The 25,251-nt window shown below is 63.0% G+C and carries 23 protein-coding genes; all 23 read right to left on the bottom strand.

The window, feature by feature from the left end:
• Entirely contained in the window at positions 1-1,020 is a 1,020-nt protein-coding gene (fliG, locus tag ACMGT0_RS09575) for a flagellar motor switch protein FliG (RefSeq protein WP_017902256.1), read from the bottom strand.
• Positions 1,013-2,794 (bottom strand): flagellar basal-body MS-ring/collar protein FliF, encoded by a 1,782-nt coding sequence (gene fliF, locus ACMGT0_RS09570; protein WP_416772356.1) that lies wholly within the window; start codon positions 2,792-2,794, stop codon positions 1,013-1,015. The genes fliG and fliF overlap by 8 nt, the downstream gene beginning before the upstream one ends.
• 15 nt (positions 2,795-2,809) lie before the next feature.
• Complete coding sequence (gene fliE / locus ACMGT0_RS09565) at positions 2,810-3,139, bottom strand: flagellar hook-basal body complex protein FliE (protein WP_054060745.1); 330 nt, start codon at positions 3,137-3,139, stop codon at positions 2,810-2,812.
• Positions 3,140-3,274: 135 nt separating this feature from the next.
• Positions 3,275-4,675 (bottom strand): sigma-54-dependent response regulator transcription factor FleR, encoded by a 1,401-nt coding sequence (fleR, locus tag ACMGT0_RS09560; protein ID WP_416772354.1) that lies wholly within the window; start codon positions 4,673-4,675, stop codon positions 3,275-3,277.
• Positions 4,676-4,677: 2 nt separating this feature from the next.
• Entirely contained in the window at positions 4,678-5,865 is a 1,188-nt protein-coding gene (locus ACMGT0_RS09555; protein ID WP_162491356.1) for a sensor histidine kinase, read from the bottom strand.
• 128 nt (positions 5,866-5,993) lie between these two features.
• Positions 5,994-7,469, bottom strand: coding sequence for a sigma-54 dependent transcriptional regulator (locus ACMGT0_RS09550; protein ID WP_054060748.1), 1,476 nt, complete (start codon positions 7,467-7,469; stop codon positions 5,994-5,996).
• 172 nt (positions 7,470-7,641) lie between these two features.
• The gene (locus tag ACMGT0_RS09545) at positions 7,642-7,938 is read right to left on the bottom strand and encodes a hypothetical protein (protein WP_054064080.1); all 297 of its coding nucleotides are present in this window, start codon (positions 7,936-7,938) and stop codon (positions 7,642-7,644) included.
• 13 nt (positions 7,939-7,951) lie between these two features.
• Entirely contained in the window at positions 7,952-8,347 is a 396-nt protein-coding gene (gene fliS, locus ACMGT0_RS09540; RefSeq protein ID WP_054060750.1) for a flagellar export chaperone FliS, read from the bottom strand.
• A 129-nt stretch (positions 8,348-8,476) separates the two neighbouring features.
• Positions 8,477-9,952 carry a flagellar filament capping protein FliD gene (fliD, locus tag ACMGT0_RS09535; protein ID WP_054060751.1) on the bottom strand — a complete coding sequence of 492 codons (1,476 nt, stop codon included), beginning with the start codon at positions 9,950-9,952 and terminating at the stop codon, positions 8,477-8,479.
• Between the two features lie 82 nt (positions 9,953-10,034).
• Positions 10,035-10,412, bottom strand: coding sequence for a flagellar protein FlaG (locus ACMGT0_RS09530; protein ID WP_054060757.1), 378 nt, complete (start codon positions 10,410-10,412; stop codon positions 10,035-10,037).
• A 73-nt stretch (positions 10,413-10,485) separates the two neighbouring features.
• Entirely contained in the window at positions 10,486-11,346 is an 861-nt protein-coding gene (locus ACMGT0_RS09525) for a flagellin domain-containing protein (RefSeq protein ID WP_054060752.1), read from the bottom strand.
• Positions 11,347-11,582: 236 nt separating this feature from the next.
• Entirely contained in the window at positions 11,583-11,852 is a 270-nt protein-coding gene (locus ACMGT0_RS09520) for a hypothetical protein (protein ID WP_416772350.1), read from the bottom strand.
• Complete coding sequence (locus ACMGT0_RS09515; RefSeq protein ID WP_416772349.1) at positions 11,849-13,141, bottom strand: motility associated factor glycosyltransferase family protein; 1,293 nt, start codon at positions 13,139-13,141, stop codon at positions 11,849-11,851. Before ACMGT0_RS09515 ends, ACMGT0_RS09520 begins: the two co-directional genes overlap by 4 nt.
• A 74-nt stretch (positions 13,142-13,215) precedes the next feature.
• Entirely contained in the window at positions 13,216-14,142 is a 927-nt protein-coding gene (locus ACMGT0_RS09510; protein ID WP_416772347.1) for a ketoacyl-ACP synthase III, read from the bottom strand.
• Between the two features lie 231 nt (positions 14,143-14,373).
• Positions 14,374-15,426, bottom strand: a complete 1,053-nt coding sequence (gene pseI / locus ACMGT0_RS09505) for a pseudaminic acid synthase (protein WP_054060756.1) — start codon at positions 15,424-15,426, stop codon at positions 14,374-14,376.
• Complete coding sequence (pseG, locus tag ACMGT0_RS09500; protein WP_416772344.1) at positions 15,419-16,924, bottom strand: UDP-2,4-diacetamido-2,4,6-trideoxy-beta-L-altropyranose hydrolase; 1,506 nt, start codon at positions 16,922-16,924, stop codon at positions 15,419-15,421. Before pseG ends, pseI begins: the two co-directional genes overlap by 8 nt.
• Complete coding sequence (pseF, locus tag ACMGT0_RS09495) at positions 16,921-17,631, bottom strand: pseudaminic acid cytidylyltransferase (protein WP_054060555.1); 711 nt, start codon at positions 17,629-17,631, stop codon at positions 16,921-16,923. The genes pseG and pseF overlap by 4 nt, the downstream gene beginning before the upstream one ends.
• Complete coding sequence (locus tag ACMGT0_RS09490; RefSeq protein ID WP_054060556.1) at positions 17,628-18,248, bottom strand: pseudaminic acid biosynthesis-associated methylase; 621 nt, start codon at positions 18,246-18,248, stop codon at positions 17,628-17,630. Before ACMGT0_RS09490 ends, pseF begins: the two co-directional genes overlap by 4 nt.
• A gap of 33 nt (positions 18,249-18,281) precedes the next feature.
• Entirely contained in the window at positions 18,282-19,451 is a 1,170-nt protein-coding gene (gene pseC / locus ACMGT0_RS09485; RefSeq protein ID WP_054060557.1) for a UDP-4-amino-4,6-dideoxy-N-acetyl-beta-L-altrosamine transaminase, read from the bottom strand.
• Positions 19,452-19,581: 130 nt separating this feature from the next.
• On the bottom strand, positions 19,582-22,524 hold the full coding sequence (locus ACMGT0_RS09480) for a TIGR00180 family glycosyltransferase (protein ID WP_416772341.1): 2,943 nt from the start codon (positions 22,522-22,524) through the stop codon (positions 19,582-19,584).
• 53 nt (positions 22,525-22,577) lie between these two features.
• On the bottom strand, positions 22,578-23,312 hold the full coding sequence (locus tag ACMGT0_RS09475; RefSeq protein WP_054060559.1) for a cephalosporin hydroxylase family protein: 735 nt from the start codon (positions 23,310-23,312) through the stop codon (positions 22,578-22,580).
• 20 nt (positions 23,313-23,332) lie between these two features.
• On the bottom strand, positions 23,333-24,403 hold the full coding sequence (locus tag ACMGT0_RS09470; protein ID WP_054060560.1) for a class I SAM-dependent methyltransferase: 1,071 nt from the start codon (positions 24,401-24,403) through the stop codon (positions 23,333-23,335).
• The gene (locus ACMGT0_RS09465) at positions 24,393-25,250 is read right to left on the bottom strand and encodes an NAD-dependent epimerase/dehydratase family protein (RefSeq protein ID WP_081006077.1); all 858 of its coding nucleotides are present in this window, start codon (positions 25,248-25,250) and stop codon (positions 24,393-24,395) included. Before ACMGT0_RS09465 ends, ACMGT0_RS09470 begins: the two co-directional genes overlap by 11 nt.
• Between the last annotated feature and the right edge of the window lies 1 nt (position 25,251).

The raw sequence follows: 25,251 nt of genomic DNA, 5'->3' as shown, positions 1-25,251 counted from the left end.
TTAGATCATCTCTTCGCCGCCCTTGCCGCCGAGCACGATTTCTCCGGCTTCGGCCATACGGCGGGCGATGGTGAGGATTTCCTTCTGCGCGGTTTCCACGTCGCTGACGCGGACCGGGCCCTTGGCCTCGAGGTCGTCGCGCAGCAGTTCCGCCGCACGCTTGGACATGTTCTTGAAGATCTTTTCCTTGACGTTTTCGTCGGAGCCCTTGAGCGCCAGCACCAGCACGTCCGAGGAGACCTCGCGCAGCAGCGCCTGGATGCCGCGGTCGTCGACGTCGGACAGGTTGTTGAAGACGAACATGAGGTCTTCGATCTGGGTCGACAGATCCTCGTCCACTTCGCGGATCGAATCCATGAGCTGGCCTTCGATCGAGCTGTCGAGGAAGTTCATGATGTCCGCGGCACGCTTAATACCGCCCAGGGTGGTACGGGCCGCGTTGGAGTTGCCGGAGAACTGTTTCTCGAGGATCTGGTTGAGTTCCTTCAGGGCCGCCGGCTGCACGGTGTTCAGCGAGGAAACCCGCAGGATGATGTCCAGACGCACCTTGTGGTCGAAGTTGTTCAACACTTCGCCGGCCTGGTCCGGGTCGAGGTAGGCCACCACGATCGCCTGGATCTGCGGGTGCTCGTAGCGAATGACGTCGGCCACGGCGCGCGGCTCCATCCACTTGAGGCTGTCCAGGCCGCTGGTGTTGCCACCGAGCAGGATGCGGTCGATCAGGCCGTTGGCCTTGTCCTCACCCAGGGCCTGGGTCAGCATCTTGCGCACGTAGTCGTCGGAACCGACGCCCAGGCTGGTCTGGTCGCCGACGATGTCGACGAACTCGCTCATGACCTGCTCGACCTGCTCGCGATGCACGTTGCGCATCTGCGCCATGGCCACGCCGACACGCTGGACCTCCTTGGGCCCCATGTGACGCAATACCTGTGCAGCATCGGCCGACCCCAGCGACAGCAGCAAAATCGCGGCTTTATCGACCCGGGTCAACTTCTGGGTGACGGCGGCGTTATTACTCATCGGCGTTAATCCACTCTTTGACGACCTGTGCCACACGGCCCGGATCTTCGGCTACCAGACTCTTGATGGCGTTCAACTGCGCGTCATAACCTTCGCTCGGGCTTGGCAGCAGGATGCTCTGCGGACCGCCGAGGCTCACGCGGTCGTTGGCCAGCTCGCCATCCAGGCCGCCCATGCCACCGAGCTCGACGTCGCCGAGACCGGCCAGCTGCTTGCTCTTGCCACCATTGGTGATGTTGTTCAGCACCGGACGCAGCACACCGAACACCAGGACCAGGATAAACAGCACGCCCAGCACCTGTTTGACCACATCCCAGAACCAGGGTTGCGAGTAGAACGGAATATCGGCGATCACTTCCCCGCGCTCGGCGGAGAACGGCACGTTGATCACACTCACGCTGTCGCCGCGGCTGGCGTCGAAACCGACGGCATCCTGCACCAGGCGGGTGAAGCGCGCCAATTCGTCGGCGCTCCACGGATTGCGGGTGGTTTCGCCGTTGGCCGGGTTGACCTTGACCTGGTCGTCGACCACCACCGCCACCGACAGACGGGTCAGACGACCCTGCTGCTGCTTGGTATGGCTGATGGAACGATCCAGCTCGAAGTTCTTGGTGGATTGTTGACGCTTGTCCGACGGATACGGCGCCAGCATCGGCTGGCCCGTGGCCGGGTCCATGATCTGCTGCCCGTTGGCATCGAGCAGTGGCTGGCCAGGCTGCACCGCGCCGGCCGAGGCGGTGGCGCCACCGGTGGTCTGCGGCGCCGAGGCCGGTGCCGGCGGCTGGTTGCTCAAGGCACCGGGCACGCCCTGCGGGCCGTTGCTGGCGGTGCGCTGTTCGCTGGTCGACTGTTCGCTGCGCAGCGCCGGCTGGTCCGGGTTGAACTGCTCGGAAGTCGACTCGACCGCGCTGAAATCGACATCAGCCGATACCTCGGCCTTGTAGCGATCGTTGCCGAGGATCGGTTGCAGGATGTTGTGCACCCGCTGGGTCAGCATGCTTTCCATGCGGCGGCTGTAGTCGAACTGCTTGCCGGCCATGGTCAGTTCGGAGTTCTGTACCTGGTCGGAGAGCAGGTTGCCCTTCTGGTCGACCACGGTGATCTGCGACTTGTTCAGTTCGGGGACGCTGGTTGCCACCAGGTTGATGATCGCCACCACCTGGCCCGGCTCCAGGGAACGGCCAGGGTACAACTCGACCAGTACCGAGGCGCTTGGCTTGCGCTCGTCACGGACGAACACCGAGCTCTTCGGAATCGCCAGGTGCACACGGGCCGCCTTGACGTTGTTCAGGCTGGAGATGGTCCGCGCCAGTTCGCCTTCGAGGCCGCGCCGGTAACGGGTCGCCTCCATGAACTGGCTGGTCCCCAGCCCCTGGTCCTTGTCGAGGATTTCGAAGCCGATAGTGCCATCGGTCGGCGTGACACCGGCGGCCGCCAGCTTCAGGCGGGCGCGGGACACGTCCTCGGACTTGACCAGCAGCGCGCCGGAATTCGGTTCAACGGTGTAGGGGATGTCCGCCGCCGCCAGGGTTTCGGTGACCTGCTTGGCATCCATCCCGGCCAGGCTGCCGTAAAGCGGCCGATAGTCAGGTTGCTGGGACCACAACACCACGGCAAAACCAATCGCCACGCTGGCAGCCAGGCCGACCATCAGGCCGACCTGACGCAGCATGGTCATCTCGGAAAGGTTTTCCAGAAAGGACAAACCGAACAGCGGCTTGCTCTCTGTCGCGCCGGCCTTGGCCGGTACGTTATCGGCGACTGCTTCTGCCATGACTCAATCTCGCCCTTAAACCGGCATCTGCATGATGTCTTGATACGCCTGCACCAGCTTGTTGCGGACCTGGGTCAGGGCCTGGAACGAGACGCTGGCCTTTTGCGAGGCAATCATCACGTCCGTCAGGTCGACGCCGCTCTTGCCGATTTCGAAGGCATTGGCCAACTGGCTCGAAGCCTGCTGGGTATCGTTGACCTTGTTGACGGCCTGGCCGAGCAGATCGGCAAAGCTGCTGCCGGCGACTTCTGGCGCGGCCACAGCCGACTTCGGCTGAGCCATGGCATCCATTTGCATGGCGCGCATGTCCAACATCAACCGATTAAATTCAATACCCTGGCTCATGAACTACTCTCTCCGGCAACCTGCAATTTTTTGACACTCGTGCAGCGGTTAGTGGAGGTGTTAGCAACAAGGGTGCCATCTCCTTATCGCCTCCGAATAAAAACCGATACACGACCGTATAACGGGTGAAGCGACTCAAGTGGCGAACAGATAGGCTTCCACATCCATGCCGGCATCGCGCATCTGCGCCAATTTGTAGCGCAGCGTACGCGGACTGATACCCAGCCGCTCGGCCGCCTCCTTGCGACGCCCGCGCTCGGCGCGCAGGGTGTCGATGATCATCTGGAACTCGCGCCGGCGCAGGTCGTCGCCCAGCGCCCCGGCGGATTCCGCCACCGCCATTTCACTGGCGTCCACCTCCGCCGATGGCGCCCGCGCCGCCGGCAATGGCGCACAGCCGATCGGCCCGGCCAGGCAGAAGTCCTCGGCCTGGATCACACCGCCCTGTTGCAGAATCAACGCTCGCTGGATCGCATTGTCGAGTTCGCGAACATTGCCCGGCCAGGCATAGCCAACCAGACAGGCCTGGGCCCCAGGCGACAATCTGACGGCGGCATGTTTCATTTTCGCGCTGTGCTTGGCCAACAGGCGCTCGGCCAATGGCAGGATATCGGCAGTCCGCTCGCGCAGTGGACGCCAGGCCAACGGAAAAACCGACAGACGGTAATAGAGATCCTCGCGGAACCGCCCTGCCGCCACCTCGGCCGCCAGATCACGGTTGGTGGTGGCCACCACCCGGATATCCAGGGCAATCGGCTTGCGCGCACCGACCCGCTCGACCTCACGCTCCTGCAACACCCTCAGCAGCTTGGCCTGCAACCCCAGGGGCATCTCGGAAATCTCGTCGAGCAGGAGGGTGCCACCGTCGGCCTGTTCGAACTTGCCCGCCTGGGCCGCGATCGCGCCGGTAAAGGAACCCTTCTCATGACCAAACAGCGTAGCTTCGAGCATGTTGTCCGGGATGGCCGCGCAGTTGATCGCGACAAACGGTTGCCCCGCCCGCTGGGATTGCTGGTGGATGAAACGCGCCAGCACTTCCTTGCCGGTCCCCGACTCGCCGGAAATCAGCACCGTCGAATCGCTGCGGGCCACCCGCGCAGCCAGCTCCAGCAACTGCGCACTGGCCGGCTCGGCGGCGACCGGACCCTCGCTCTCCGCCGCACCGGACAACCCCAGCGCATGACGCTCCACCAGCTCCAGCAGCGCCCTGGGCTCGAACGGCTTGACCAGATAGTCGGCGGCGCCCTGACGCATCGCTTCCACGGCGCGCTCGACCGCACCATGAGCCGTCATCAGCAGCACCGGCAGCAATGGCTGGCGGGCCCGCAGCAGGCCGAGCAGCTGGTGCCCATCCATGCCCGGCATGTTCACGTCGCTGACCACCAGGCTGAACGACTCCTGCGCCACGGCCTGCAACGCCTCCTCGGCGCAGGCCACCGCGCGAAAGTCATGCCCGGCCAGCAGCAAGGTGTCCGCCAGCGCCTCGCGCAGCGCCCGATCATCCTCGACCAACAGAACCCTGATCCGTGCCGCCATCACTATGCCTCCGTGGCGCCGGGAATCAGCGGCAGGCACAACATCGCGCAGGTGCCACGCCCCGGACGTGAACGTAATTGCATGTCGCCCTGGTGCGCCCGGGCGACAGCCTTGACCACCGCCAGGCCGAGGCCGGTACCGGTGGTCTTGGTGGTGAAGAAAGGTTCGCCGAGGCGCGCCAGCACCTGCGGCTCGATCCCGCTGCCGTTGTCGCTGATGCTCAGGCGCAGGGTATTGCCCCGACTGTACAGGTGCACCTTGAGGCGCACATCGGCACCACTGGCCTGCATGGCGTTTTCGATCAGGTTGAGCAGCGCGCCGACCAGGGTGTCGCGATTGCACAGCAACTCGCCGTCGTGACTGTCGCACTGCCAACGGATCGCCACACCCTGCACATGAGTCTGCGCCGCCGCCTGCAGGGTCTGCAGCAAGGTCGCCGGCGTCAGACGGTCGGTCAGCGGCAGCTCACCGCGGGCGAACACCAGCATGTCGCGCACCTGATGCTCAAGCTCGTGCAGGCGCTCCTTCAGACGCCCGGCGAAACGCTGCTGGGTTTCCACCGGCAAGGCCTGTTCATTGAGATGGCTGGCGTACAGCAACGCCGCCGACAGCGGCGTGCGAATCTGGTGGGCCAGGGAGGCGACCATCCGCCCGAGAGAAGACAGACGCTCGTGACGAGCCAGTTGATCCTGGAGACGACGGGTTTCAGTCAGGTCATTGAGCAGCACCAACTGCCCCGGCTCGCCTTCCAGCGACCGCGTGGCGATCGACAGGCGGCGACCATCCTTGAGCGAGATCTCATGACCGTCGTCCTCGCGCGGCGCGAAGCAGCGGGCGATCACCTGGCGCCACAGCTCGCCTTCCAGCGGCTCGCCAAGCAGTTCGCGGGCCGCCGGATTGGCCTCGCAGACAAAACCATGGGAATCGATGACGATGACGCCACCCGGCAGCAGGTCCAGAAGGTTCTGCAGACGGTTGGCCAAGCGCTCCTTTTCCGCCAGCTCAGCCATGCGCTGGGCGCTGACCACGGCCAGTTCACCCTTGAGTTCGGTGACCCGCGCCTCGAGCATGCTGTAGGAATCGGTGAGTTGCGTAGACATCTGGTTGAACAGCGCAAACGCCTGCTCAAGGCCCAGCCGGCTTGCCTGCTCTACGGAAGGTTGCCCCGCGACATCGGGGACAGGAGGCATCTGGGCGGCTTGGGGCATCGTCATCTCTCGCTTGACTGACCGTCATTTAAACGGAAGGTTGCGGGAGACTTAGCAATACCCGTGCCTAAAAAAAACCGCCCAATTTTCAGTAACTTGAAAAACAGGCGTCAATCATCCGCCTGTTCATCACCTTCACGGCGGCTCATGCCGTACTTGCGCATCTTCTCCACCAGGGTGGTACGCCGAATACGCAGACGCTCGGCGGCCCGGGCGACGATACCATTGGCATCGTCCAGGGCCTGCTGGATCAACCCCTGCTCCAGGCCACCCAGGTAGTCCTTGAGGTCCAGGCCTTCGGGCGGCAGCATCGCCGAGGTGCTGAAGTCCGGCGTATGGCCGTTGATCGCCACGCGCTCCTCGAGGTCGCTGCGCAGGCTGTCGACCATCTGCTCGTCTTCGTCATCGACGTAGCGGAATTTCTTCGGCAGTTCGGCCACGCCGATCACCCCATAGGGGTGCATGATCGCCATGCGCTCCACCAGGTTGGCCAGCTCGCGGACGTTGCCCGGCCAGCCATGACGGCACAGCGACATGATCGCGGCCGAGTTGAAGCGGATCGAACCGCGCTTCTCGTGCTCCATGCGCGAGATCAGTTCGTTCATCAGCAGCGGGATATCCTCGACCCGCTCGCGCAGCGGCGCCATCTCGATCGGGAAGACGTTCAGGCGGTAGTAGAGGTCTTCACGGAAACTGCCCACCTCGATCATGCTTTCGAGGTTCTTGTGGGTCGCCGCGATGATCCGCACATCGATGCTCTGGGTCTTGTTGCTGCCCACGCGCTCGAAGGTACGCTCCTGCAGCACGCGCAGCAGCTTGACCTGCATCGGCAGCGGCATGTCGCCGATTTCGTCGAGGAACAGCGTACCGCCATTGGCCAGCTCGAAGCGCCCGGCCCGGCTGGTGATGGCGCCGGTGAAGGCGCCCTTCTCATGACCGAACAGCTCGCTTTCCAGCAACTCGGCCGGAATCGCCCCGCAGTTGACCGGAACGAAGGGCGCGTCGCGCCGCTTGGAATGGTAGTGCAGGTTGCGCGCCACGACTTCCTTGCCAGTACCGGACTCACCGAGGATCAGCACGCTGGCATCGGTATCGGCCACCTGCTGCATCATCTGCCGCACGTGCTGGATCGCACGACTGGTACCGACCAGGCTGCGGAACAGGTTCGGTTCGCGCTGGCGACCGCGCTCGCGGGCCTGGTCATACATCTCGCGATAGACCTGGGCACGGTGCAGGGAGTCGAGCAGCTTGCTGTAGCTGGGCGGCAGTTCAAGGCTGGAAAGCACCCGGCGGCGCAGGTCTTCGGGCAGCTCGGCAGAACTATTTTCACCCAAAAGCAGAACAGGAAGGAACTCATCCCAGGTTCCGAGTGTCTTAAGCAAGCCCGATAGCCCCGCGCTCGCGTTGACAGTCCCGATCAGGACGCACAACACCTCGCGGCTGGACGCCAGGGACTCGGCCGCCTGCTGCCAGTCATTGCTGCCGCAGGACAGGTTGTCTTCGCCGAGAAAATTTAGAATCACCGCCAAATCCCGGCGGCGAACGCTATCGTCATCGATCAGCAGAATTTTGGTTTCACGCCACATGCAATAGCAACTTCCCTAGTCAACTCGATGCCCGGGATGGATGGGCAACACTTGACGCCCGAGGTGGGCTATCACCTTCAAAGACGACTGAAATCGGAAAAACAGCACTAGTTAAGTCAAAAAATCGTGCGTAGTCAAATTTATGGCGCAATACGTTTCGATTAACCCTGTGTCAACCGAACAAATGGTAAACCTTCGCCGCGTTCTGCGCCTGTTGCAGGTGCTGCATCTCGTCGACTATCGCCTGCCGCTCCGCCATCGCCGTCTCCAGCAACTGTCGATAGACGTGCAACAGCTCTTCCAGGTTACTGCGCAAGGCATCCTCATCGACCGATGCCTCATTGAGCACATCCTCCATACAGGCACGGCATGCAAGGTCCAGCTCGGCAATGCTACCCCAGTCACGCTCGGCAAGGGCCTTCACCAAGGCTTCACGGGTTTCCTGGATACGCTGCAGTACGAGGCTCATGACGCTGTGCTCCCTAGAACTGTGGAGTGGGCGCGCCAATGGCGTCCCAACCCTCTTTGACCGTGCTGAGCAGGCCTGCGACTTCATCAAGGATCTTCGGATCGGACTTGATGTTGGCTTCGGCCAGACGCTTCATCATGTAGGCATAGAGACTGTCCAGATCAGCCAGGGCATCCGCCTGCTTCTCCAGGTCCAGCCCCTCACGCAGGCCACCGACGATACCAATGGCCTTGCCGATCGCCACGCACTTGGCGGGGATATCATTGCGCGCGATAGCCCCCTTGGCCTGCGCGATGCGATCCAGGCCACCTTCCATCAGCATTTGCACCAGACGGTGAGGACTGGCCTCGGAGGTCTGTGCCTGGGCCCCCACTTTCTGATATTGCCGAAGGGCTAACATCGGGTTCATGTCGTACCTCGCTGCCACTCTAAAAGTTCGTATGACCAGTGTATCGCCTTCGAGTCAAAAAACTTTAACCCGAAAGGCAAAAACCCGGCGCGCCATTCAGCGTAGCCGGGTTTTTGGCGTCAGCCCAGATTACTTGGCGGACTGTTGCGCGTTCAGCGAGGTGAAGAACGAGGTGATACTGGACGCCGTCGCTTTCATCTGCCCGACCAACAGATCCATGGCGTTGTACTTGGCCGTCAGGGTCTTGGTCATGTTGGCGACCCGCAAGTCCAATGCCGCCTGCTGCTCGGTCAGGTTCTTGGCCACCTTCTGCAGGCTGGTGTTGCGGTCGTCGAGCAAACCACCCGTACGCAGGCTGGTTCCGGCGACCTGTTTACCCAGGTAGGTGTCGAGGGTGTTACCGATGCGCGAAAACAGGCCATTGGTCGAGTTGGTACCGTTGAACAACTGCTGCACCTGACCGCTCATGCCTGGCTTGGCCATGGCCTTGTTGAACGCGGCGGTATCGAGGGACAGATTACCGGAATTGCTGGCATCACTGCCCGCCACCGTCAACACGCCCAACTGCGACAGCACCGACAGCGCCCCACCCGGCCCCGGAGCCGTAAGCTGCTCGCGAATGTCGGAAATCAGCGAACGCGGCAGGGAGTCACCGGTGAACGCCGCAGACACCGTCAGCTTGCCATTGGCATCCGCCGTCGCCTTGGACAGGGAGTTGATGGTACTCATCAGGGTGTTGTAGGAATCGACGAACGACTGGATCGATTTCTGCAGGCCGTCGGTATTGGTCGCCACGGTGACCGTCGAGCTGGCACCGACGCCGGGAGCACCGGCCGACAAAAGATTCAGGGTCAGGCCGCTGATCGCACCGGTCACGGTATTGCTCTTGCTGGTCACTTTCAGGCCATCGACGGTCAGCGAAGCATCCGTGGCCAGGGCACTGACCGCACCGGAGTCCGTCGATGACGGAGTACTGCTCATCACCTGGGTACCGTCAATCTCCAGGCCGGCGATACCGCTGACCTTGATGTCGGAGCCCGCACCCGTGGTGGTCGAACTGATCACCATGCGCGAAGCACCGCTGCTGTCGGTGACGATGTTGGCCGAGAAGCCATTGCCCGCCAGCTTGTTGTTGATCAGGTCCCGGGTACTCTGCAAGGTGGCATTGGCCGGGATGTCGACATTGTAGTTAGTGCCATTTTGACTGATAGTCAGGGTACCACTCGGAATGGCACTGCTGGCACCGCCGGCAAATGCGGCGCTGGCCACCTTCGAACCCGTGGCCAGGCTCGACACGACAACGTTGTAGGTGCCTGGAACGGCGGTGTTATCGGCAGTCGCGCTCAGCGTGGTCGCCGTACCCGAGGTCGCCGTATAACCGGCGAACGCGGTGAGCGAAGCACTCAGGTCGGTCATGGTCTTCTGGAACGCAGCCAGGGCGCTCTTCAGGGACGCGACACCGGAAATCTTCAGTGTGTTGGTTTTTGTCGCGGTGTCGATCTGCGTCTGCTTCGCCGACTTGTCGGCGTTCACCAGCGCGGTAACGATCGAACCGATATCCAGACCCGAGCCTAGGCCCGTTCCCGGTAAAATTGGACTTGCCATGTGCCTCTCCCGTCAGATTGCTGCCGATCTTTTGACCTTTATCAACAGCCAAAGATCCAGCAAACACTATTCATGCCAGTTGTCAGGCTTTTCCGTCGAACAGTAGGCTGCTCGCCGAACTCAGGCTGTCAGCCAACTTCATGGCCTCGGCGGAAGGGATCTGCCTGACCACCTCGCCCGTCTCGCTGGCGATGACCTTGACGATGACTTTCCCGGAATGTTCGTCAATCGAGAACTCCAGGTTACGCTTGATCGACTGCACGAACTTTTCAATATCCTGAACAGCCCGCTTGAGTCTTTCGGAGGAATCCGCATCCTTGTTGGTGGCGTCGGTGTCTGGAGCCGCTTGCACCTTATCCGCCTGAGGTGCCGCAGCCGTCTTATCAACCACAGTGGTGCTGTTGGAACTGGCTGGCAGAACAGCTGGATAAGACAGATTAAGCTTTACACTCATGTCCATCTTCATCACCTCTCAACGTAAAAAGGCGAGAGAGCGTGGCAAGCACACTCCCCCGCCAAAACTCATTCCGAAATTACTGAAGCAGCTTCAGTACAGCGGAAGGCAGTTGGTTAGCCTGAGCCAGAACAGAGGTGGAAGCCTGTTGCAGGGTCTGCTGCTTGGTCAGGTTAGCAGTTTCCGCGGCGAAGTCGGTATCTTGTACGCGACCTTGTGCAGCAGTGGTGTTTTCGTTGATGTTCTGCAGGTTGGAGATGGTGCTGGTCAGACGGTTCTGCGAAGCACCCAGGTTGGCACGGGTAGCACCGATGGTAGCGATTGCCGCGTCGATAGCGGTGATCGCGTTGTCGATGTTGTCCGAGGCCGAACCTGCACCAGTACCGGTGGTACCGGTCAGAACCACAGTACCGCTACCTACCGACAGGCTGGCGGCGTCGAATTTCGAGCTCAGAACCAGGTCGATGTGGTTGGCGGTGCCGGTGTTGGCGCCGACTTGCAGGGTCACGGTACCAGCCGAACCGTCCAGCAGGAATTTGCCGTTCAGGTTGGTGGACTGAGCGATACGAGTCAGTTCGTCAGACATCTGAGCGAATTCGGCGTTGGTCGCGGTCTGGTCGGCAGTGCCGTTGGTTCCGTTACGGGCTTTAACAGCCAGTTCACGCATACGCTGCAGGATGTCGGTCGAAGCTTGCAGAGCGCCTTCAGCGGTCTGGGCAACGGAGATACCGTCGTTGGCGTTCTGCACAGCCTGGTTGTTACCACGGATCTGCGAAGACATGCGGTTGGAGATCTGCAGACCAGCGGCGTCGTCTTTGGCGCTGTTGATTTTCAGACCGGAAGACAGGCGCTGCATGGAGGTAGACAGGGCATCGGAAGCACGGTTCAGGTTCTTCTGAACGTTCAGCGACGTAGTGTTGGTGTTTACAGTTAAAGCCATGACGAATTCCTCGTTGGGTGGTGTACTACGGCTTCCGGCCCTGGCATCCGCCGGGTGTGGCCTAGAGAACCTTCGTAATAGTTATCGTCGGTATGGCAGGTTGCTTGAGGGCTTTTTTCAAAAAATTTGCTAGCAACCTGCCACCCCTCTAAAAACAAAGGCTTAGCGCATAGCGCCAACAGGAAAAATGGCGCCAGAGAACCGCCCATGCCCAACCGTTCGTCACCAGGGCATCCTCACGCCCCCTGGACCACCTCCAGCAGCTCGACCAATTCGTATTGCAGGGTATCGGCCAATCCGAGCCAGTCCTGGCGCTCCTGGCAGTCGAGCATCGACACCAGCAGTTGCGTCCATGCCTGTTGCACCTCGGCAGGTGCCTGCTGCAGCAGCGCCTGGATGCCGTCGAAGACCTCGACCATCACCAGCGCCGCCTCGACATCGCGACCGAAGCGGAACAATGCCGAGCAGCGCCGCGCTTCGCCGATACTGTATTCGAAGGGCTTCATTGCACGAACTCCTGGTCGAACCCGCTGCCGATAATCCGCGCGCCCGCCCGGCTGCTGTTGAGGAAACGCACCTGCGGATGCGCGGCGATATAACGCTCCAGTTCGCAGAGATAGCGACGGAAATTCAACTGCGTGCGCACCCGCTGGCCATTGCCATCGAGCACCCAGTGCCGCGCCTCGTTGACCCCCGGACCGAGCTCGCCATCATTCCAGCCGGCGTGGGTCTTGTTCATCGGGAAGGCGAAATCGGCGCCGAACAGGGTAATGGTCGCGGCCCCCATCTTCACCGCCAGATCCACGGCCGGGTGCAGCACGCTGCCGCCGACATACAGCATGCCCCGCTGGAACTGTTGGCGAACCGCCCCATAGACCGGGCTGGCGGAATAGCCCCCATAGCGCGGCCCCTGCCAGGCCCGGAGCACCTGGGGATCGCTCATGGGCATGTAGACCAGCGCAATCCCCTCGGACGCCTCGGGCGGCAGGTGCCTGAAGCCGATACGCTGGTCGATGCTCACCACTAGGTCGGGCTTGATGCCCTGCTCCTGCAACGGCCGGTAGGCGGTATCGACACTGATGAACAGAGGGCGCTGCGCCTGGGCGCGAACCGCGCGCAACTTGTCCAACTGCTGTTCGAGGCTCGGCCCGGTGCCGATCACGTAGAAGTGCTGCCCCGCTCGCGTTGCGAACAACTCGGCAACATCGCGATCGGCAGCGAAGATCCCGCAACTCTCATCCAGGCGCTGAAGTATCTCCGGGGATTGCGGGTCGAACTCGCGGTTGTTGAAACTCAGGTGCACTTCGGCCACCAGCCGGTCGCGCATCCGCGCATTGCAATCGTCGGCCAGGACCAACTCGGCCGGCAGCGCAAAAAACGGGAAGAGGATTTCCGGATGATCGGCCGCATAACCCAGTTCGACCCGCGGATCGGCCAGCCAGCCATCCTGCTCCAGCAGCCCGAGCACCCGCTTGAACAACGCGCCATTGAGCACATGCACGTTCAGCCGCTGCAACTGCGGCGACTCCAGCAGCACCTGCTGCAGATCACCCAGCCCCGTGCCATAGACATGCAGCGTGGCACTGCCAGGCGGCAGGCAGGCGGCCTGCAGGCGCGCCTCGGCGATACGGTCATGCCGACTGGTCAGTTGCACGCCGCCGACACTCAGCGTCGAACCCAGCCCCTCGACCAGCTCGATGGCCAGCCGGTCGCTCTCCTCGGCCAGCAGGCGCTGCCACACCCGCGGCCAGCGCGCCTCGATGATCCGGGCATTCCGCTCAAAGCTATCGCTCATCCTGCCTCGCTCCGCGCAAAAAAATAGCGCTCAAGGTTAACTCACCCGGAGCGCTATTTTGCAGCCCTGTGGAATCAGGGTCGATGAATGATCGCCGAGCCCCACGACAGGCCAACGCCGAAGCCACTGAGGGCGACGCGCTTCCAGGTCGAGTTGAGCACGTGCTTTTCCAGCAGCAGCGGAATGCTCGAGGACACGGTGTTGCCGGTCTCGGTCATGTCCTTGATGAACTTCTCCGGCTTGTCCTCGAAACGCCGCGCCACCGCATCGACGATCGCCGCACTGCCCTGGTGGATGCAGAAGGCGTCGATACCGCTCGGCTGCAGGCCCGAGTCCTCGAGCAGTTCGTGCAGGTGCGCCGGCACCTTGAGCAGGGCGAAGTTGAACACCTGGCGGCCGTTCATGAAGAACACCCCGTCGCTGACCTTCAGGTGCGGCGCGCCGGAGCCATCGGTACCGAACTTCGACTTGCCCAACTGCCAGGGCGCGTCTTCACCCATCCAGGTCGCGGTCGCGGCATCGCCGAACAGCATGGTGGTGTTGCGGTCTTCCGGATCGACGATTTTCGAATAGGGGTCGGCGGTGATCAGCAGGCCATTCTTCAGGCCGGCGGCCTCCATGAAGCCCTTCATGGCATAGATGCCATAGACGTAGCCGGAGCAGCCCAGGGAAATGTCGAACGCCGCCACGTGGGTCGGCAGGCCGAGCTTGTCCTGGACGATCGCCGCGGTATGCGGCAGGCCTTCCTCGTCACCGTTCTGGGTGACGACGATCAGCGCGTCGATGCTCTCGCGCTTGAGTTGCGGATTGCTGGCGAACAAGGCATTCGCCGCTTCGACACACAGGTCCGAGGTTTCCTGCCCGGCGTCTTTGCGCGGCAGGAAGGCGGAACCGATCTTGCCCAGGATGAACTCTTCATCCTTGGCGAATTTGGCACCCTGAGCGTAGTTGTCCACGCCGGCTGTCGGCACGTAACTGGCAATGCTTTTTATGCCAATCATTATGAATTCCCAATAATAAACAGCTGAATATCACCGCTCGCAGGCATCGAGGGGCGCCGATCAACAGGGATTTTCCGTCACCCCAAGACAGGGCGAAAACGGCGGATACAACGGGGCGATCACCGACCGAAAAGGCTCAGGCGCCCGCATCCCCGGAAAATACAATACTGTGAAGATGCACGTCATGACTCACAAGTCACGCCTATTTTGCCCGAATCGATGCCAAGGAGGCTATTGGATCAACGACCAGTCCAGGGGCGTACCGCGTTTCAGGGCCGCCCGGGCCTTGCGCCCGAGCACAGACTCGGCATGTTTGGGCGCCAAACCCAGGCCGGGGCGGATCGCCCGCACGTTCTGCACGGTGAAGGGCTCGCCCTCGGCGACGTCCTGCACCACGTACAGCGAACGCCGGTAGACCAGGGATTTGCGCTCCGCCTCGGTGGCGCCATAACGCACCTGGCCCAACGCCTGCCAGGCCCGCTCGGTCTCCACCACCAGGCTGGCCAGTTCGGCCGGTTCCAGGGAGAAACTGGCGTCCACCCCGCCGGCAGCACGATCGAGGGTGAAGTGTTTCTCCACCACGGTCGCCCCCAGGGCCACCGCCGCCACCGCGACGCCAACCCCCATCGAATGGTCGGACAGCCCCACCTGGCAGCCGAACAGTTGCTGCAGGTGGGCAATGGTGCGGATATGGCTGTTGAGCGGTGACGCCGGGTAGGTGCTGGTGCACTTGAGCAGCACTAGGTCGCGACAACCGGCGGCTCGCGCGGCACGGACCGTTTCATCCAGCTCGGCAACGCTGGCCATGCCGGTGGAGATGATCAACGGCTTGCCCGTCGCGGCGACCCGACGAATCAACGGCAGGTCGGTGTTCTCGAAACTGGCGATCTTGTAGGCCGGCACCTCGAGGCTTTCGAGGAAATCCACGGCCGTTTCGTCGAAAGGCGTGGAAAACGCCAGCATGCCCAGCTCTTTCGCCCGGGCGAAGATCGGCGCATGCCACTCCCAGGGCGTGTGGGCCTTCTCGTAGAGTTCATACAGCGACGAGCCGGCCCACAGGCTGCCGGGGTCCTTGATGAAGAACTCGCCCTCGGCCAGGTCCAGGGTCATGGTGTCGGCGGTGTAGGTCTGCAACTTCAGCGCATGGGCGCCGGCCCTGGCCGCCGCCTCGACGATCTGCAGCGCCACCTCCAGCGACTGGTTGTGGTTGCCGCTCATTTCGGCGATGACGAACGGCGGTGCGTCCGGGCCAATCACGCGCTGGCCGATCTTGAAACTAGTCATGGAGCTGATCCTTCACTACACGCTCGAAACGGCTGACCGACTGGACATAACCGCTGTTGCGAAACAATTCGATCGATGCCGGGTTATCCGGCAGCACACGGGCGTCGATCACCGTCACCTGCGGCCAATGCTCGCGCAAGGCCCGTTCGCCACGGGCCAGCAGCGCCCTGCCCCAGCCCAGCCCCAGGCGGCCCTCGAACAGGTACAGGGAAACCTCGGCGCGCTCGTCCGCCAGGTCATAGCGCAGCACGCCCACCGGGCCATCCGCCGCTTCGGCGATCAGCAGCAGGCAGGTGCGATCGCGCAGCTTCGCCGCCAGCCAGGCCTGATGCGCCGGCCACTCGATCGGCGCGCTGTTCAGCGACGCCCGACGGACCGGCTCATGGTTGCGACCATCGAACAAGCGCCGTGAATCCTCTGGTGTCACCTGCCGCACGTCGAGGCCCGCCCCCAACAGGGCGACGGCAAAACGTCGGGCACCGAGCCCGTCGACCAGGCCACGCGAGCGCTCGGCCAGGCTGCGGCGCAAGCCGACATTGCCCAGCACGAAACCCACCGCCCGCTTCAGGTGATCGACATCCACCGCCTGGCTGGTACCCAGATAGATATGCGCACCCGCCGCCGCCAGCCGTTCGGCGTTGGCCTGCTGGTTCTCGGCCACCGCGATGCACAGGGTCGGCAAGCCCAGTGCGGCCCGCTCCCAACTGGTGCCGCCACCGGCCCCGATGAACAGATCGGCGCCGGCCATCAGCTCGGCAAAATCCTTGACGAAGGTCTGCACCCGCCACGATGGGCGATCCGCGGCCATCGCCTGCAGTTGCGCCAGCCGTGGGTTGGCCGTGCCGGCGACGAAATCAACCTGCAGATCGTGGAAATCCGCCAGGGCCAGCATCGCCTTCCAGGTCTCCCCGGCCCCGTCGAGCCCGCCGAAATTCACCAGTACCCGCCCGGCCTGGACGTTGATCGGCACCGGGGGGCGGCGGAACTCGTCGCGAATCAGCGCGTAGCGTGGGCCGAGCAGTTGCCGGCAAGGCGCCAGGGTCCGTGCGGCATACTCGGGGTCGCCGGCGGTGAAATTCTGGTCGAAGAGAAGGTCCACCGCATGCTGGCGGTTGTTCAGGTCATCGATCGCCGCGATCCGCCCTGCCCAGCGTCGAGCGGCAGTCTGCCAGCGATGGTCGAGGCCATAGTGGTCGACGACGATCCAGTCGAATGCCGGCTCCCCCGCCAGGCTGCACTCCAGGGCCTCGATATCGGCCTGCCAGGGCAACGGCGCCTCGATACCCAGGGCGGGCTCTTCACCCGGATAGGCACCCGGCAGGACCACACTGCGCCACCCCTCCCCGGCCAGCCGGGCCAGGGCATTGCCGGGCAGGTCCCGACAGGCGAACAGCACCTGGGCACCGCCGGCACGCAGGATCGCGGCCAACGTCAGGCAACGGGCAACGTGCCCGCTACCAATGGCGGCCGAAGCGTCAGCCCGAAACAGCACTCTCACGACTGCAACTCCCCTGCGGCCTGCAAGGCCGAGTACAGGTACTCCGCCCGGAGCCAATCCTCAGGCGTATCGATATCCTGGACCAGATGGCGCGGCAGCAGGACCGGCAGGCTCATCTCGGAAAACAGTACATCGCCACGCAACCAGGCGGCGCAGCGCCCCCAGTAGAACTGCCCGGCATCCTGGAACGCCGGCGGCAGATCCTGGGAACGGGTCTGGCGGTGCTCCGGGTAGAGCGCGGTCAACGCCCCCTCGTCCGTCAGGGTCAGTGCGCGCTGGATCGGAAAGCCGAACTCGCAGACGGAGAACGCGAAAGAGCGCTCGGGATGCCGCTCCAGCAACTCGAAGCCTTCGCGCAGGAAACGCCCCTGCAACAGCGGCGCCGTGGCATAGATGCAACAGGCATAGTCGAAAACCTGGCCCTGCTGCACCAACGCCTCGACGGCATGGGCGATCACCGCCGCAGTACCGGTGAAATCATCGGCCAACGTTGCCGGCCGCATGAACGGCACGCGCGCGCCCTGCTCGCGCGCCACCTCGGCGATCTGCGCATCGTCGGTACTGACCACCACCTGCTCGAACAGCCCGCTGTTCAGCGCCAGCCGGATCGAGCGCGCGATCATCGGCTCGCCATGGAACAGCTTGAGGTTCTTGCGCGGGATCCGCTTGCTGCCACCCCGCGCGGGGATGATCGCCACGGCGCTCAAGGACGTTTTTCCAGCAGGAACCAGTTCAGATCGTCGACCGGGAACTGCCGGTCGCGGTGGTAACCGAAGCCATAGTCGAGCAACTGCAGGTCGCGGTAGCGATCGAGCATCTCGCCGGCGAAGTCGCGCTTGAACAACTTGCCGCCGTGACCGCGATAGGACACCTCGACCGGCACCGGGTTGTAGTACTCGGCCAACAGGATGTAGCGCCCGCTCAGTTCGTAGAGTTGCTCATAGGCCGCCGCCAACAGCTCGGGCGCCAGATGGATCAGCACGCCCTTGCTCAGCGTCAGGTCGAAACGCTGCTCGCGCGGATAGTCGAACAGCGAGCCGTGCCAGACCTCGGCGATGCCCAATCCGTTCGCCTGCTCGCAGGCCCTGGCGTTGATTTCCACGCCCTGCAACCGGCAACCGGGCAGCAACTGGTGCAAGGCCCGCAGGTTGTTGCCGGTGTTGGTGCCCAGCTCCAGCAGGCTGTCGAGCCGGACCGTGCGTGCCAGCGCCTTGGCGAACAACGCCAGGTTGGCGGCGATCAGTTCATGGCCCTGGTTGCGCCCCAGGTACTCATCACCGAACTCGCCGCGCCAGAAGGCTTCCTGCTCGCTGAACTCACGCATGGCTGACTCTTTCCTCGAAGCAATGAACATCGTTTAACCGACAAGGTTTCGCAACTGCTCGACCACATAGTCCTGTTGCTCCTCGGTGAGCAGCGGGAACAACGGCAGGCTGACCGCTTCGCCGAAGTAACGCTCGGCTTCGGGAAAATCGCCATCCTTGAAACCCTGCTCACGGTAGTAGGGCTGCAGGTGCACCGGGATGTAGTGCAGGTTCACACCGATTCCGGCGGCCCGCAGGGTGTCGAAGACCTCACGCTGACTGACCCGGATACGTTCCAGTTGCAGACGCACCACATACAGGTGCCAGGCCGACTCGGCCCCCGGCTGCGCCACCGGCAGGGTCAATGGCAGGTCGGCCAGCAGACGGTCGTAGCGCGCCGCCAGCTCGCGCCGCCGGGCGACGAAACTGTCGAGCCGGGCAGCCTGGGACAGCCCCAGTGCCGCGTGCAGATCGGTCATCCGGTAGTTGCAGCCCAGTTCCAGCTGCTGGTAGTACCAGAGGCCATGCTCGGGCACGTTCATCTGCGCCGGATCGCCCGTGATGCCATGGCTACGCAGGCGGCGCAGGCGTTCGGCCAGTTCGGCACTGTTGGTCAGCACCATCCCGCCCTCGGCCGAGGTGATGATCTTCACCGGATGGAAACTGAAGATGGTCATCGCCGCGTAGTCGCCACAGCCCACCGGCCGACCGAGATAAGAGGCGCCCACTGCATGGGAGGCATCCTCGATCAGGGTGAATCCGTACCGCTCGGCCAATTCGGCAATGGCGCGCATGTCGCAGCTCTGCCCGGCGAAGGCGACAGCCACCACCACCTTGGGCAGACGACCGGCCGTCGCGGCACTCTCCAGCTTGCGCGCCAGCAAGCCGGCACTGAGGTTCAGGGTCTGCGGGTCGATATCGACGAAGTCCACCTCGGCCCCGCAATAGCGGGCACAGTTGGCGGAGGCGACGAAAGTGTTCGGACTGGTCCACAGAAGATCCCCCGCCCCCAACCCGGCCGCCAGGCAGGCGATGTGCAGGGCGGCGGTGGCATTGCACACCGCTACCGCGAAGTCGGCCTGACAATGTTCCGCCAGGGCTGCCTCGAAGCGTGGAATCGTCGGCCCCTGGGTCAGCCAGGGCGACTTGAGCACCTCGACCACCGCGTCGATGTCAGCCTGTTCGATACTCTGATGACCATAGGGAATCTGATAGGGGGTCATGGCTGCACCTCTGGCCGAAACGGCTCACGCAGTGGATCAGGAAAGTTGCCAGCGAGGAACTCGCCAGCAACGGCGACAAGCATCGATTTGCTCTTGCACATACCCTGAGTTCCTTTCTTCGAATGCCGGCCTACACCAGCAACTGCGCCCAATCCACGTGGTAAGCCGCGCCCAGGGTGAAACCCTTGCCCTGCAACGCCAGGTTCGAGTTGTACGCCGGGTCGGCCGCCAGGTTCGCCGCCCACTTCTCGCGCAGTGCCGCCAGGGCCAGTGGCGCCTTGGGCAGCACGCCCGGATGCAGAACCTGCACCTGCGGCGTCCACGACACCAGGTATCCGGCCTGACCGATGTTCAGGCACAGATCGACTTCACTGAAGCCCTCGGCAAAATCGCCCTCGTCCAGACCACCCAGCGCATCGAAGAGCGCCTTGCGCACCATCAGGCACACCGCCGAGACTGCCGAGTAGTTCTGCTCGACCGCCAGGCGTTGCATATAGCCCTTGGCGTCCTTCTTCTCGCCCACGAACGGTGAGTCGATGCCCTCGTTCAGGCCGAGAATCAGACCAGCCTGGGAGATCTTGCCATCGCGGTTATAGAACTTGGCACCGACCACCCCGACTTCCGGACGCAGCGCCTGGTTGAGCAACGACTCGATCCAGTTGGGGTTGACCACCTCACTGTCAGCCGCCAGCAGCACCAGGTATTCGCCACTTGCCTGACGCGCCGCGGCATTGCAGAAGGCCGGAGTGCTCGACCAGTCAGACTGCAGCACCCTGACCTTGCTGGCCTGCGGCTGCCCCAGCAGCCAGCTGGACAACGCCTCGGCACGGCTCGGGTGATCGGCCACCAGCACTTCGTAGTTCAGGTAACGCGTGCGCTGCAGCACTGCAGTCAGGCAGCGCTCCAACTCGTCGAATTCCGCCGCGCCATGGATGACGATCGAGACCAGCGGACGTTCAGTGTGCCGGTAGTCGATCATGTAGGTACCCGGCTCCTGGGAGCTGACCTGGGCCTTGTAGCCACGCACGCCGAGGTGGCGCAACAGCGTCGAGCGCTCGTGGGCGTTCTCCTTCAGCTCCGGCTTCGCGCAAATCAGCAGAGGCTCGTCCAGGTGTGCAAGTCCGGCCAGACCGCCCTGCTCGATCAACCGCAGCAGCAGGTCGAACTCCAGGGCATCGCGGTAGTCGGCACTGTAGCCGCCGGCCTCGACCAGCACATCACGCCGGATCAACCAGTGCCGCGCCATCAGGGCCGGTACGCTCAACAGCAGGTCGGGGTTGAAGCCCGGGCGGAAGACATCGGTCAGCGCACCATTTTCATCGCGCTGGATTTCATCGATGCATACCGCGCGGCAGCCCTCGGCGTGACGCAACTCCAGGCCGGCCTTCAGCAGGCCGCTGGCAGTGAACTCGTCGCCAACCTGGGCCAGCATCAACCAGTCGCAGGACGACTGGCGGGCGAACTGGTTGAGCTTGTCGACGTAGTTGCCCTCGGTCACCCGGATGAAGTGCAGGGTATTCTGCAGCGTCGTCGCCGCCTGTGGTTCACCCGTAGTGAAGACCGCGATGCGAAAGGCCTTGCTGTGCCCTTCCAGCAGACTGTCGAGGGTCACCTGAAGCTTGTCGACATCGTCCGTGAGGTCCAGCAGCATCAGGCCGAACACCGGACCACTGCCCTGTTGGGCCTGATACTCGGCAATCGCCTGGCGTTCGCCGGCATCCGGTTCACGCGCATCCAGCCAGTGCAGCAGGCGCCCCGAGAGCATGGCATCGAACGTCGCCCGGTTGTCTTCGCTCGACACCGCATCCAGACGCTCGCTCCAGGCGGCGATACGCTGGGCATCGTCATGTTCACCGAGGACCTCGAGCTGTTGCGCCAGGGCCCTGATCACCCGCCGGTTGAACAGGTTGCAATCGTGGGCCTGCCACAGCCGATCGACCACGCTTTCCGGGGTGTCGTTGTTGTGTGGGCGCATGAGCGCCTGTTGACGGGTCCAGGCCGCTTCCAACCGCTGCAACTGCGAACGGCCGGCGGGCATGGCATGCAACAGGAATTCGAACCGGGTCAGTTGATCGAAGAAAATCTGATTGTAGAACGGCATCTCCATGTACTGCTTGGGTCCGAAGCGCCGCTGTGGCGGCTCATCGATGCTGTTCCAGGTCGAGTCGAAGATCATCTCAACAGTCAGCGCCCGACCGCTGCGCAGGCTGTCGACCATAGCCTCGAAGCTTTCCAGGGCGAAGGCCTTGGTCTGGGCCTGATCCAGGCCCTCAATGCCGGTGGGCAGTGTCGCCAGGAACTCGGCGAACGCTTCACGCTCGGCGGTCGACTTGGCATCGGTGTAGGACAGCGAGTGGTAGACTTCGGTACTGTGCTCCGAATCACCATAGTTGAGCTCGCGCACCACGTAGGGGGTTGGCAGGATCCGCGCCTTGGCCCGGGCCAGCATGTAGTAGACGTGACCGATTTCCTGCCACTGGAAACTCGTCTCCTTGGGCATCGCCGAGTGCCAGTCGCGCATCAGGTCCGTACGGTGCACCGCGTAGAACGGCGGCAGGTACTGGCCCATGTAGCTCAGCACGCGGTCCTGCGCATGCTCGGAACCATAGTCCTCGCAGACCTTCTTGTCACGGCGGTAGTAGAGGACACTGTTGGCCAGGGTCAGGTACATCAGGCAGTAGCCGTGGCACATGCCGTAGTCGGGATGATCCTCCAGGAAGGCCACGGACTGGCTGAGTGAGTCATGAAGAATGAAATCGTCGTCGGCGGCGAACACCATGTAGGGCGTCTTCACGCTCATCACGCCGTGGGCGAACTTGTCCTGCAGCTTCCAGTAGTCGTATTGCGGTACGTGCAGGTACTCGACCGAAGGGCGACCCTCGGCGACCTCGGCGCAAGGCTCGGCCGACGAGTCGAGAATCAGCAGCTTGCAAGGCAGGGCACTGTAATAGACCACCGCCCGGCGCAGGAACGCCGGCCGATTATGGGTGACCATCACCACCGTCAACAGATCACCCAGGGATTCCCCATCCCCCAGGAGCCGCGCCTGCTCGAAAACGTACTTGCCTTGCATAACCTATCCCCAAACTGCCGAATCGACCAATGAACCCAAGATGATGTGGCGGCTCAACGCACCCGGCGCAGATAGCCATCCGGTGCGACAGTGACCAGCAACTTGTTCTCCAGTTGCTTATCGATCTCGAAATCGCGGTTCTCTTCCAGGTAGGCCCAGACCGCGGTCTTCGGGTTGTCGCCAGGGCCCCACGGGCGATCGGGGAAGAACTCCGGCGGCATGTCCTCCACCACGGTGTCCATCACCACGCAATAGCTGCCGACCGAAACCAGCGGCGCGTACAGGCGCAGCTCTTCCAGCACGTGCTCGTGAGTGTGGTTGGAGTCCAGAACCAGGATCACCTTCTTGCCGACAGCCGCGGCACGTACCTGCTCGACCACCGCCGGGTCGATGCTCGACCCCTCGATCATGCTGATGCGCTTGCTCATCGGGTGGCTTTCGATCGCCTCGCGGTTGTGCGGACGGATGTCACGATCGATCCCCAGCACCTCGCCATGGCCCTGCAGCTCCAGCAGCGAGGCGTAGTAGATGATCGAACCGCCGTGGGCGATACCGCACTCGATCACCAGGTCCGGCTTGACCTGCCAGATGATCTCCTGCATCGCCATCATGTCCTGGGGCAACTGGATGATCGGTCGCCCCATCCAGGAGAAGTGGTAGCTGTACTTGTGCCGGGCGGATTCGTTGAAGAATTCGCGGGCCAGGCCCTGGAGTTTCTCATCCTGGCCCTGGGCGGCGATTTCAGCCTTGCACTCGGCTTCGAAAGCTTGAATCGGGTTATTGCTCATGGGTTCTTTCTCGCAAAAGTTCATTGAAAGGAGGCGCTATCGACGGCGTGGTAGACGTAGCGTCCACCGGTCATGCGCTTGATTTCTTCGAGGTAATTGGAATTCATCACAAACAGGTTGGCGCCTTCAGGCAAGACGGCCATTGCCTCCTGCGGCGACGACACGCGCATACCGCTCAGGGGTAGATAACGCCCCTGCTTGGCCGGGTTGATATCCACCACCCGGTCCACCGACACCCCCGCCCGTTGCAGGGCCAGCGAATAGATCACACCCTTGGACGAGGCCCCCCAGATACAGGAGCACTGCCCGGGTGCCTCACGGATAATGCGCACTGCCCGGTCCAGGCTGGCGCTGAAATCATCCGGCAACTGCTGGCGGCGCACCGGCTCGCTCGGCGTCAGGCGCAGGCTGCCGAGGTCGGCGACGATGTACAGGTACTGCCCACCAAACAGGTGACCGGCCTCGTGCACGGTGCCGAACAGGCGGCGCAAGTCATCCAGGCGGAAGTAGTTCACATGCTCATAGAACAGGTCGAACCAGGCCCGGTGCTCGACGATCCAGTCGAAGCACGGCACCTCGATATAGATCTGCCCACCCTGATTGGCCTCGGCCATCGCCGCGAGGAACGCCAACGGGTCGGCAATGTGCTCCAACACATGCCGCAGCACCAGCGCATCGGCAGCCAGGCCCAGGCCACGGGTGAACGGTGCCTTGATCACCTCGGGGTTGCTGCCCTCGTAGGCCGGGTCGATGCCGGTGATGCGGTAGCCCAGCCCGCGCAGCAGTTCGAGGAAATAACCCTTGCCACAACCGACCTCGATCAGGCTCCGCCCCTTGAAGTGCCGGGCAATGATGCCTTCCACATCGTTCAGGTGCCGCTGGAATTGACCGGAGTGGGCCTGCTCGTTCTGATAATCGCTGTCGTAGCTCAGCTTGTCGGCATCGAAAGCCTGGTTGAAGATCAGCCCGCTGACCTCGTCCTGTACCAGGACCATGTCGGCACTGGCCGAAGCCCTGGCCGAGGCCGCGTCGGTAAAGGTACGGTTCTGCAGCACCGGCAAGCCGCTTGCCCGATACAACTCATGCGCCATGTTCGACTCCCAATAGCTGTTGCAGCCGCTGCGCAACGCCCCAGAACGCCATGGGCTCGTGGCTGGGGTAACCATAGTGACCCAGGTTCAGGGCGATCGAGGCACCGCGTTCGCGCAGGCGTCGTTCGACCAGGGTCCTGACCGCTATCGGCTGGCCGCTTGCACAATTGACCACTCCGGAAAAATCCCGCTGCTCCAATAACCGCGCCAGGTAGCCGGCGGCCACCTCGATCGGCAGGTAGTCCCGCAGTTGCTCACCTGCCGACATATCGAAGCGCTCGGCACCGGCGTCAATGGCCCGGTCCAGGCTGGCCAGCAGGCTCTTCGGGTTCTGCCCCTCGCCGTACAGGTAGAACAGCCGAACCCACTGCAGATTGAACGGCAGTTGCTGGCGCAGCGCCTCCAGGAACAGGCGCAGGGTATTCTTCGCCAGACCGTAGGGATTGCTCGGCTGCGGCATCGCCGCCTCACTCAGCGGACCGCTCTGCATGCCGTACTCGAAACAAGTGCCGGTGACCAGCACCTGGGGCACGCCGGCCTCGACCGCCCGCTTGATGAAGCGGTAGTCGGCAAACAGGTTGTGCTCGAAGTGGAACAGCGCCTGATAGTTCGGCAGGCCTGGCCAAGCCAGATGCACCAACGCATCGACACCAGCCGTCAAGCTGACTAGGTCGAGGTCTTCGGCGTGCACATCGGCAGCGATGAACTCGACATCGTCGATCCACGGCAGTTTTCCCGCAGCCTGTCCATTGCGTGCCACAGCCCGCACCGAATGCCCACGGGCGAGCAACGCCGCAACCAGATGGCGACCGACAAAACCGGTCGCTCCCGTGACCAGTACCTTCAAG

Origin of the sequence: Pseudomonas sp. RHF3.3-3, assembly GCF_048069595.1 — a bacterium.
Lineage (GTDB): Bacteria > Pseudomonadota > Gammaproteobacteria > Pseudomonadales > Pseudomonadaceae > Aquipseudomonas > Aquipseudomonas fuscovaginae_B.
This window is presented reverse-complemented; position numbering and strand designations above follow the sequence as displayed.